This is a genomic window from Parasynechococcus sp. (assembly GCF_042954325.1).
Taxonomy (GTDB): domain Bacteria; phylum Cyanobacteriota; class Cyanobacteriia; order PCC-6307; family Cyanobiaceae; genus Parasynechococcus.
In genome coordinates this window covers 1-9679 of sequence record NZ_JBGKDS010000034.1, presented here as the reverse complement: position 1 = coordinate 9679, position 9679 = coordinate 1, and the positions used below count along the sequence as shown (strand labels likewise).

Sequence of the window (9679 nt, the reverse complement as noted above, 5' to 3'; positions counted from 1 at the left end):
TTCAGAAGCCCATTGCAGAGGCTCTCAGGCTCTCTCAGAGAACTATTGGCACTCTTCTGAGGGATCAGGTTGTCAATGCAGACTGACACAGCTACAATACAAAAAAGACAATCAATTATCAGTGTCTGGAATAGCTAAGGCTTGCTTTGTATCTCTTGGTCTACTGCTGATTGGTTCAGCAGTTCAGGCTTATGAAACATTTGAGGAATTAGATTTTGCTTGTGTAACTAAAGGAGAAAGAGAACTGTGTAAAGGAGCTAGTACATATGTTTCTGGAGCTATTGCAGTGAGTTCACTTTGTAACTTAGTGAGCGAAGGACTGGTTACACCAGTAGAGGCAGTTGAGTATTGGCAGAAAGCGTACAAGGAAATGAAAAACCCTTTGTGGATACAAGGAGCAAAAAATATCGTACTAAGCTTTCCAGATTGTCCAATCAAGCCATGAGGTTTTTCTAGTGACAATGCAACGCCTGGCTTTGTGTATTGGGTCTTCATTGACAGCATCCCTCCTGCTGTTTGGCAGTAGTAGCAAGGCTGCTGGTTACGATGAAGATATAAAGAATAACTTCATGGCTGGTTGCATGCAAGCAGCTTTATCCAATAAAGCTTCTCATGATTATTCGTCAAAATATTGCAACTGCGCGTGGGAAGGCACTACAAACACAATACCTTGGGAAGTATTTGAAAAGTTTGATAGAGGCGAGATAAACATAAAAGAAGCAGGCCTCAATCAAATAGCTATCACATGCGGAGGCAATCCTAATAAATTACCAGAGAAGGTTCGACAACGCTAGAGAACTGTTGTGGTTTTACTTGAGAATATGTGAGTAGACGTAATCCCAGACCTTCTGAGCTTCCCTTAGCAAGACCTCATCAGGGAATAGACCATAGGACTGTGCAACACGTGAAGTCTCCTTCGAGTGATGCCCCGTGAGAGCAGTGATGACTGCTGTATCACAACCAGCACGTCTAGACAGAGTGAGGAAGGTATGTCTAGAGGAATGAAGAGGAGCCGTCTTATCAGAGATGAAGCGTCTTAGAGCTATCCCATGGTCTCTAATACCAGACTGATAGGTCTTACCAAGAGGCTCCAGAGAGAACCCAGCAGGAACAGCAACAGTCCGATGAGAGCTAAGACCTTTAGGTCTCCAATCAATATCTGTCTTCTTATCAACCTTAAGGAACTGACCATTGAGATCTGATGGTTCTCTAGTGAAGAACTCTCCTGCTCGAAGACCAGTCATACAGAGCTGGAAGACAAGAGGTAATTCCTTATGAATCAGACGTAACTCATCATCAGTGAAGGGTCTTCTTTGACGTTCTAAGGGAGTAGAAGCCTTATAGATGACCAGATTGAATGGATTCTGTGTCTGTATCTTCCCTTCAGCAATACAAGAGGTATAGATTGCAGACAACCATCTAAAGCGTTGAGCAACTGTTACTGGATCATAGTCATCCTCATGATCAGTGATCCATTGACGAATGATGTCAGGTGTTGTCTTTGATGGATCAGAGTAAGGACTGAAGAACTTAACTGCTTGTCTGTACTTATAGATCGATGACTTAGCTAGTGGTTGTGGTCTATTCCTATTGCTGACTTTGATATGAAGATCTAGAGCCTCTTGCCAGGTGATAGGTAGCTCCTGACCAGAAGCAAAGGACTCATAGACAGCAAGGTGTGTCTGATCTTCAGGGTTGAAGTCTCCAAGGGTGATCCGAGCTTGCTCCAGAGGAGTGAGTGAGGAATCACCTGGTCTGACCTCTAGTTCACGGTGTTGTTCAACACGTGTTCTGAGGGTGTCTCCCATGAGGAGAGCCTGTAGCTCCTGCTCAAGAGCTGTGTAGGCGGCTCCGTACCGCTTCAGAGCTTCTGAGTGATCAGTGGTCTTGAGAGACCTGATGAGTGTCTTCTTGCCTGCCTTGGGTACGTCTGACGGCTTTACCCATAGACGGACATACCAAGTGTCTCCTCCATTGAGCTTGACCGGACCTTTACGGCGTCTACCCAATGGAGATACCTCACATGATTTCTAACATGATAGAGGACAAAAGCTAGTTGTGGCAATGGTTTTAGCTGGTTTCAAATGGACCAGCTGGATGCATCGCGAACGCACGCGGTCGAACTGAAACGCCAACGGCTGCAGGTCCGCTGGCTGTCTTAGATGCCCGAACACCCCCTCAACATGCCGGGCAGATCAGCGATCGCCTCGGCGCCCCGGCCCTGGCCATCGCGCTCCATGATCAGATCGGCCTGCAGCCCCAGCAACAACGTTTGACAGGGGAAGACCTGGAGCTCAGCCGCCCGCTCCTGCAACACCTCAGCCTGGCGAAGTGCAAGGGTGCAACCGGAGCGTGGTCCGCCCTGCAGACACTGTCTGGACAGCTGTTCCACCCCAGCGAGGGTCTGGGCGACGGCCGGATTGTGGAGCCCCGCCATCAGACCAACCATGACAAGGGACGTCGGGCTTAGCCGCCACACAACTGCAGGTTCTGATTTGCTGAGATGATGCCGTACCCCGACTCAGCCATCGTGTACACCGACTGGACCGCCATTGCTCTTCTGCTGTTCACAGCAGTCCCTCTCGTGGTCGTTGTGGGTACAGCCACGTTCTTCGTTCTTCGCAACAAGCAGAAGGCTCCCCTGAGCTGAGGAGCCGAGCACGTCCGCGATTAGAGGCCAGGCTTTGCCAGACAAACAGGCTGGGCAAGGCCTCGCGTCATGGTGACCAAGGGGTGCACGGATGCCGGTTGAACGGCTGCGGTGATCCGCCCCTGGCCCAGGCAGGTGAAGCAGGTGCGAAAACGCTGATTGCTCACGCGCTGCATGCCGCTGCCACCACAGGTCGGGCAGGTGGACATCGGATTCGGTGGGAAAGGATGGTTTCAGTGTGCTGGCATTTACACCCTTCGATCCCGAAAGCTTCCTTAAGAATCCAGTCCCCGTCAGGTGGATGGCCCCAGGGCTTGCAAAAGATCCTGCGCCGAACAACGGGTCCCTTGGGGGACCAACCCCAGGCCAGACGCCAAGCGACCAATCACCGACGGTGGATCCATGCCCTGATCGATCAAAGGGGCCAATCCCGAAGCTTGATCCCGCTTCGACAATTTCTGCCCCTGGCCATCGTGAACCAACGGTGCGTAGTGAAAGGCGGGTGGACGCGCATCCAAGGCGGTCAACACACTGCGCTGGGGGGCTTCCGCCTCACGCAGATCCTCACCGCGCATCACATCCGTGATGCCGCAGCGCAGGTCGTCCAACACGGTGGCCAGGTGATAGGCCACAAAGCCATCAGCCCGGCGCACCACAACATCACCACTGCCGAAGGGGTCGTCCGGGGGAACACGCAGGCGCCAACTCGGCAGACGTCCCTGCTGCCACCCCCAGCCGCGATCCGCCTGCCGGCAGGTCCCCGGATAGCGAACCGCACCGGCTAGATCACGGCGGCTGCAGCGACAGGGGAACAACACCCCCTCCCGACGCATCCAGGAGAGCCAGCTGTAGTACCAACCCCGCTGCCGGCTCTGCAACAGCACCGGGCCGTCCCAGGTGAGGCCCAACCAACGCAGATCCCGTTGGATCGCCTCAATGGCCCCGGGTTTGACGCGGGGGGTGTCGAGGTCGTCGATGCGCAGACGCCAGAGTCCGTGGCAGCGCCGCATCTGCAGCCACGAGGCCAAGGCCGTCTGCAGATTGCCGAGATGGAGGGCGCCGGTGGGCGAGGGGGCAAAGCGTCCACACCGTCGTGGTTCTCCGACGCCGCACGGCAGCGACATCAGCGAGGCCCGGAGGTGTGCCGGCAGGGTCACCAGAGGATCCATCACAAAAAAAGGCGGTCCCGGGGACCGCCTGACAGCAAGGCTTGACCAGCGCGAGGGCTCAGCCCTGAACGCGATCCTTGAACATCTTGCCGGCGGTGAACGCAGGGACGCGCTTGGCGGGGATGGCGATCTTTTCGCCGGTCTTGGGGTTCAGGCCCTGACGTGCGGAGCGCTCACGGGGCTCGAAGGAACCGAAGCCAAGGATGGAGACCTTTTTGCCTTCAACAACGGAATCAATGATGGTGTCGATGGCGGCATCCACCACCATCGAGACGTCGGTTTTGGTGAGCTCTGTGCGAGCTGCCACCAGATTAACCAGATCAGCTTTGTTCATTTGAGAGGAAGAGTGGGGGGCGGAGACGGCTCAAGCACGGCGATCAAACCCGCCGCTGCCTTCCCCAAGCGCGCTAATCGTATGGACGTTGACAGGGGCCCGCAAGCGAAACACCCCGTCCCGCAATGCATTAGCTGAGATCCGTCGCCGGTTGCCACCCCCCAAACGGCACCAAACGCTCACCACGGAGGGCACCAAGGCCACTGCCAGATGCCAGTTGTGGAGAGGCATCTGAAGGAATCCATTTCCGAAGAGCCTCCAGACTGCGCAGCTGGCGGGGCCAGTGGAACGTCCGGCCATGCCGAACAGGACCAAGACGCCCTGGAGCCAGCGGAATCAGCAAACGCCCGCAAAACAACAGGTCAGCCGGGGGCGGAGCCAAGACCACACAGCTGCCCGGCGTCGGCCCCGGCGTCCAGAGCAGCCGCAGACCGGAGGCGGTTGTGGCGGTGTCGACAAAGGTGTCCAGGGGCGTGATGTTCGGCAGCAAGTAAGCCTCCTGCTCTTGGACCAGGACCGGCCAGCCGAAACGCTCCTGAATGCGACGCAAGCGGCCGTGGCCCTCACGACTCGTGACCAGGATTCTTGGCTGCCGGCCGGCGGCAAGGGTCTCCAATGCGGTCAATGTCGCCTGCGTCAACGGTGGGCAATCGATCAAAACCGGCTCTGGATCACAGTCCAACCACCAGGCACTGCCCCCCTGGCTGTCGCGGTTTGGAGGGAAGAGCCACAGATCGGAACGCAGCTGCTGGGGGGCACGACCGACCTCCGGTGTTGTGGTCAAAGTCATGCCGTTCAACACCGCTACAAACCACTAGTTTGAAGGCGCCAGGCCCCCCCGAGCTGTGCGTCGCATCCATCTCGGCTGTCCCTGGCCCCTGGGCAGCAGCATCACTTCAAGAGGCGTGAATTTTTCCGTGGCGGCACCTGCTGCGGATCGCCTCGAGCTTCTGCTGTTCGCCGATGGCAGCGACCGGACACCGGAACAGGTGATCGAACTCGATGCACGGCGCCACCGCTCCGGCGACTACTGGCACGTGGAAGTGGAAGACCTGGGGGAAGGCTGCTGCTACGGCTATCGCGCCTTTGGCCCCCTGGCCCCAGGGGGCCATGGCTTCCGGCCCGCCAAGGTGTTGCTTGACCCTGCAGCACGGGCGATCAGCGGGTGGGACGTCTATGACCGCGTGCTGGCGACCGGCCCGTCGCCCAATGCCCACTCCTGTTTGAAGTCCGTGGTCACCGAACGGGACCACTTCGACTTTCAACAACACCCGCGACCGCGCCATCCCTGGCAGCGCACGGTGATTTACGAGCTGCACGTGGGCAACTTCACCAGTCGCAGCGACTCCGGTCTACCCCCCGAGCAACGCGGCACGGTGTTGGGGCTGATCGAAAAGCTGCCGGCGCTGAAGGAGCTGGGCATCACCACGATCGAATTGCTCCCGGTGTTCGCCTTCGATCCGGCCGATGCCCCTCCAGGGCGGGACAACATCTGGGGATACAGCCCCTTGAGCTGGTTCACCCCGCATCCGGGCTACTGCTCCAGCAGCGATCCCCTGCAAAGTCGCCATGACATCCGCCGGATGGTGGCCGCCTGCCATGACGCTGGATTGGAGGTGCTGCTCGATGTTGTGTACAACCACACCACCGAGGGCAACCGCCATGGTCCAACCCTGAGCTGGCGGGGCCTCGCCGACCGGAGCTATTACCACCAGAACAAGACCGGGGAATACCTCGATGTGAGCGGATGCGGCAACTCGATTGCCGCCAACCATCCGATCGGCCGCCAGTTGATTCTCGAATCCATGCGCTGCTGGGCGGTGGAGCTGGGGGTCGATGGCTTCCGTTTCGATCTCGGCATCGAGATGAGCCGAGGCGATCAACTCAAGCCCCTCGATCAGCCTCCTTTGTTTGAAGCGATCGAAGCCGACCCTGAGCTCAGTGACCTCAAATTGGTGAGCGAGCCCTGGGATTGCGGAGGGCTGTATCGCCTCGAAGACTTCCCCGCCCGGCGGATCGGCACTTGGAACGGTCATTTCCGCGATGGGGTGCGGCGCTTCTGGAAAGGCGATGAGCACAGCACCTGGTCGATGGCCCAGCGCTTCCAGGGCAGCCCAGACCTCTACAGCGGCCACCCGGTGAACATCGGCAAATCGGTGAACTTCATCACCGCCCACGATGGATTCACCCTGGCGGATTTGGTCAGTTACAACCGCAAGCACAACCTGGCCAACGGTGAAAACAACCGCGACGGCGAGAACCACAACAACAGCTGGAACCACGGCGTGGAAGGCCCCAGCAGCGATCCGGCGATTCAGCTGCTGCGCAAGCGACAACAACGCAACTTGCTGGCCACGCTGCTGCTGGCCCGGGGGGTGCCGATGCTCTCGATGGGCGATGAAATCGGCCGCAGCCAGGGGGGCAACAACAACAGCTGGTGCCAGAACAGTCCACTGGGATGGATGCCATGGAATGCGGACCAGTGCGACCTCGAGCTGAAGACCTTTCTGCAGCGGCTGCTGGCGTTGCGACGGGCACTGCCGAACCTGATCAATCCACTGGTGGCGCCGCGTCAGACCCTGAAACGCCAGCCCAGCGACCACGGCGACCTCTGGCAGCAATGGCATGGGGTCGAATTGGGGCGACCGGACTGGGCGGCCTGGTCACGCACCACAGCGACCAGCTTGCACATGGGCAGCCGTGGCGCTCTGCTGTGGATCGGCTTCAACGCCTACAAGGACCCCCTTGAGTTCGCCTTGCCCGTGCCAGCGTCGCCGTGGATGCGTGTGCTCGACACGGCGATGGTGAGCCCCGACGACCTACCGGAACAGCCCGAACCCTTTGAGGGGGTCGAGATTGAGCTTGACCATCACAGCCTGGTGGTTCTGCTGGCCCGCGAGGTGGCCACCGGACTGGAGTTGTAAGCGGGTGACGGGAATCGAACCCGTGTCATCAGCTTGGAAGGCTGAGGTCTTACCATTACACAACACCCGCACTGGTACATCAGAACCACCTCCCGAAGGAGTGGCTTGGTGATCAGTACCCATTCATTATGGCGGTCCGCCTGCCCCTTGCCCGAGCGTGACACCGTCTGCAGCATCACCCGCCGGCTCACGGCGCCGTTTGATGGTGGCCTACGGGCTCGGTGACGCCGGCACCGGGCTGGCCGCCACACAGCTCGGCTTCTACCTCTTTCCGTTTTTCACCTGCGCCGCTGGGCTGCCGGCCTTCATCGCCGGCTCCCTGCTCACCGTGATCAAGGTGTGGGATGCCCTCAACGATCCGCTGATCGGCTGGATGAGTGACCACACCCAGACCCGTTGGGGCCCCCGACTGCCCTGGATGCTCAGTGCCGCACTGCCCCTGGGCATCAGCCTCGCCGCGATGTGGTGGGTGCCCGACGGCACCGTGGTGCAGCGCACCGCGTACTACGTGGTGATGGCGGTGCTGCTGATGACCGCCTACACCAGCGTGAACTTGCCCTACGCGGCTCTATCGACGGAGCTGACCACCGACACGGCGATGCGCACACGCCTCAATGCCGCACGGTTCACCGGTTCGATCCTGGCGGGACTGAGCGGCCTGATCGTGGCGTCGGTCGTGCTGAGCGATGGAGGCGGCGGCTATTTGGCCATGGGCCGGATTACGGGCACCATCGCCTCGGTGGCCACCCTGCTGTGCTGCTGGGGCCTAGCCCCCTACGCCAAACAGGCCCAACGGCCCACCCCTTCAACGGAGCCACCGCTGGAGCAGCTCAAACGGGTGATGGCCAACCCCCGCTTTCGCCAGGTGGTCGGCCTGTTTCTACTGCTGTGGTTTGGCCTGCAATTGATGCAGGTGGTGGCCCTGATCTGGCTGGTGCAGGTGGTGCATGTCGCCCCAGCCCTATCGACCTGGATGCTGCTGCCCTTCCAGATCGCCTCCCTGCTGGGCCTGCAGCTGTGGAGCTTGTTGAGCAACCGCATCGGACGGATCGCCACCCTGCGGTGGGGCTCAGCGCTCTGGATCGTGGCCTGCCTGCTGTCGATGCTGTTCCCAGAACTGCCGGAGGGAGCCAGCGGCTTGCAGCTGCTGCCTTTGGTGGGGCTGATCTCGTTGGTGGGCATTGGTGCCGCCACCGCCTACCTGATTCCCTGGTCCCTGCTGCCGGATGCCATCGACGCGGATCCCGGCAAACCCGCCGGGCTTTACACCGCCTGGATGGTGTTCGGCCAGAAACTGATCATCGGCCTGACGATGTCCGTGTTCGGCAGCTTGCTGTCGTTAACGGGATACATCTCCGCCGAGGAGTGCAGCGGGGCTCTCAGCTTCATTGCCCAGCCCGACTCCGCGGTGCTGGCCATCCGGCTCTGCATGGGTCCGCTGCCGGCCGTCCTCGTGGTGCTGGGCCTGGCGGTGATGCGAGGCTGGCCGGACCGTGGCGCCCACCTGCAGGCCAACGCCGGATGAACACTCCCCGCTGGCTGAGACGACTGGGCGCCAGCCTGCTGATCGGCGGGCAAGCGCTCACGGCCACCCTTCGGGGTCGAATCAACCGCAGCGACCTCAGCGATCAGCTGATGGAAGCCGGCCCCGGCAGCCTGTTGATCGTGCTGATCATCGCCGTGGCCGCCGGCTCGGTGTTCAACATTCAAGTGGCCGCGGAACTCACACGCCAGGGGGCTGGATCCACCGTGGGCGGCATCCTGGCGGTGGGGCTGGCCCGGGAGATCGCCCCGCTGCTGACGGCCTGCCTGCTGGCCGGGAAGGTGGCCACGGCCTACGCCGCCCAGCTCGGCACGATGAAAGTGACCGAGCAGATCGATGCGATCACGATGCTGCGCACCGATCCGGTGGATTACCTGGTGGTGCCGCGCCTGATCGCCATGGTGGTGATGGCCCCGGTGCAATGCCTGTTCTTTTTCCTGGTGGCGGTCTGGAGTGGCCAGATCACCAGCACCGCCCTCTACAACATCCCGCCGTCGGTGTTCTGGACGTCGGTGCGCACCTGGATGAATGTGGACGACCTGCCCTTCATGCTGGTGAAAGCACTGGTGTTCGGGGTGCTGATCGCCTCGATTTCCTGCGGCTGGGGGCTCACCACCAAAGGGGGGCCGAAGGAGGTGGGCACCAGCACCACCGGCGCTGTGGTGATGATTCTGATTACCGTCTCGATCATGGATGTGGTGTTGACCCAGGTGCTGTTCGGCTGATGACGGGAACCCCCAAGAGCGTGATTCTCAACTCCGACCCTCGGCTCCCCCTGGTGGTGATGGCCCTGGGCGCAGCACTGCTACCCCTGCCCTGGCATCCCTGGCCGACCCTGGTGGTGGCGCTGTTCGGGCTGTTTCTGCTGATCCAGAGTGTCAGCCTCAAACTGGAATTCGCCGAAAAGGCCCTGGTGGTGTGGCAGAACGGCCGGGAACTGCGCCGCTTCCCCTACGACCAATGGCTGGCCTGGCGCTTGTTTGCCAGCTGGCTTCCGGGCCTGTTCTATTTCCGGGAAACCAAGAGCATTCACTTTCTGCCGATCCTGTTCAACCCGGC

The 9679-nt window shown here is 59.9% G+C and carries 12 protein-coding genes, 1 tRNA gene and 2 pseudogenes; 7 read left to right on the top strand and 8 right to left on the bottom strand.

What is annotated here, in order from left to right; translation table 11 throughout:
* Both ACGVKB_RS05400 and ACGVKB_RS05395 read left to right on the top strand, forming a co-directional pair.
* The coding region (locus ACGVKB_RS05400; RefSeq protein WP_392350249.1) for a hypothetical protein at nucleotides 1–445 on the top strand (445 nt) is incomplete at its 5' end.
* A gap of 16 nt (nucleotides 446–461) precedes the next feature.
* Nucleotides 462–794 (top strand): hypothetical protein, encoded by a 333-nt coding sequence (locus tag ACGVKB_RS05395; protein ID WP_392350248.1) that lies wholly within the window; start codon nucleotides 462–464, stop codon nucleotides 792–794.
* 15 nt (nucleotides 795–809) lie between these two features.
* Here ACGVKB_RS05395 and ACGVKB_RS05390 read toward each other — a convergent pair whose 3' ends face one another.
* The 3 genes and pseudogenes from ACGVKB_RS05390 to ACGVKB_RS05380 all read right to left on the bottom strand — a co-directional run bounded on the left by ACGVKB_RS05390 (nucleotide 810) and on the right by ACGVKB_RS05380 (nucleotide 2437).
* Nucleotides 810–1808 carry a hypothetical protein gene (locus ACGVKB_RS05390; RefSeq protein WP_392350251.1) on the bottom strand — a complete coding sequence of 333 codons (999 nt, stop codon included), beginning with the start codon at nucleotides 1806–1808 and terminating at the stop codon, nucleotides 810–812.
* Between the two features lie 15 nt (nucleotides 1809–1823).
* Nucleotides 1824–2009 (bottom strand): annotated as a pseudogene (locus ACGVKB_RS05385) (DUF6538 domain-containing protein); the annotation flags it as partial.
* 149 nt (nucleotides 2010–2158) lie between these two features.
* Nucleotides 2159–2437 carry a hypothetical protein gene (locus ACGVKB_RS05380; protein ID WP_392350247.1) on the bottom strand — a complete coding sequence of 93 codons (279 nt, stop codon included), beginning with the start codon at nucleotides 2435–2437 and terminating at the stop codon, nucleotides 2159–2161.
* A 69-nt stretch (nucleotides 2438–2506) separates the two neighbouring features.
* On the opposite strand from ACGVKB_RS05380, the gene ACGVKB_RS05375 reads away from it, so the two are divergent.
* Nucleotides 2507–2650: a hypothetical protein gene (locus ACGVKB_RS05375; RefSeq protein ID WP_392350246.1), complete on the top strand. Its 144-nt coding sequence runs from the start codon at nucleotides 2507–2509 to the stop codon at nucleotides 2648–2650.
* A 20-nt stretch (nucleotides 2651–2670) separates the two neighbouring features.
* On the opposite strand, the gene ACGVKB_RS05370 is transcribed toward ACGVKB_RS05375, so the two are convergent.
* The 4 genes and pseudogenes from ACGVKB_RS05370 to ACGVKB_RS05355 form a co-directional block, all read right to left on the bottom strand.
* Nucleotides 2671–2859, bottom strand: a complete 189-nt coding sequence (locus ACGVKB_RS05370; protein WP_392350245.1) for a hypothetical protein — start codon at nucleotides 2857–2859, stop codon at nucleotides 2671–2673.
* An 84-nt stretch (nucleotides 2860–2943) separates the two neighbouring features.
* Nucleotides 2944–3807, bottom strand: a complete 864-nt coding sequence (gene gluQRS / locus ACGVKB_RS05365) for a tRNA glutamyl-Q(34) synthetase GluQRS (RefSeq protein ID WP_392350244.1) — start codon at nucleotides 3805–3807, stop codon at nucleotides 2944–2946.
* Nucleotides 3808–3877: 70 nt separating this feature from the next.
* Nucleotides 3878–4156, bottom strand: a pseudogene (locus ACGVKB_RS05360) (HU family DNA-binding protein); the annotation flags it as partial.
* 127 nt (nucleotides 4157–4283) lie between these two features.
* On the bottom strand, nucleotides 4284–4943 hold the full coding sequence (locus ACGVKB_RS05355; RefSeq protein WP_392350243.1) for an MBL fold metallo-hydrolase: 660 nt from the start codon (nucleotides 4941–4943) through the stop codon (nucleotides 4284–4286).
* A 55-nt stretch (nucleotides 4944–4998) separates the two neighbouring features.
* Between ACGVKB_RS05355 and ACGVKB_RS05350 the strand changes: the two genes are divergently transcribed.
* Nucleotides 4999–7077 (top strand): glycogen debranching protein, encoded by a 2079-nt coding sequence (locus ACGVKB_RS05350; RefSeq protein ID WP_392350242.1) that lies wholly within the window; start codon nucleotides 4999–5001, stop codon nucleotides 7075–7077.
* Here ACGVKB_RS05350 and ACGVKB_RS05345 read toward each other — a convergent pair.
* A tRNA-Gly gene (locus ACGVKB_RS05345) sits at nucleotides 7077–7147 on the bottom strand. The two genes, ACGVKB_RS05350 and ACGVKB_RS05345, sit on opposite strands and share 1 nt — an antisense overlap.
* A 132-nt stretch (nucleotides 7148–7279) precedes the next feature.
* Between ACGVKB_RS05345 and ACGVKB_RS05340 the strand changes: the two genes are divergently transcribed.
* From ACGVKB_RS05340 to ACGVKB_RS05330, 3 genes are all read left to right on the top strand, one after another.
* Nucleotides 7280–8602: an MFS transporter gene (locus ACGVKB_RS05340; RefSeq protein WP_392350250.1), complete on the top strand. Its 1323-nt coding sequence runs from the start codon at nucleotides 7280–7282 to the stop codon at nucleotides 8600–8602.
* On the top strand, nucleotides 8599–9345 hold the full coding sequence (locus ACGVKB_RS05335) for an MlaE family ABC transporter permease (protein ID WP_392350241.1): 747 nt from the start codon (nucleotides 8599–8601) through the stop codon (nucleotides 9343–9345). The genes ACGVKB_RS05340 and ACGVKB_RS05335 overlap by 4 nt, the downstream gene beginning before the upstream one ends.
* A partial coding sequence (locus ACGVKB_RS05330) for a DUF3119 family protein (RefSeq protein ID WP_392350240.1) occupies nucleotides 9345–9679 on the top strand: 335 nt, incomplete at its 3' end. The genes ACGVKB_RS05335 and ACGVKB_RS05330, both read left to right, overlap by 1 nt.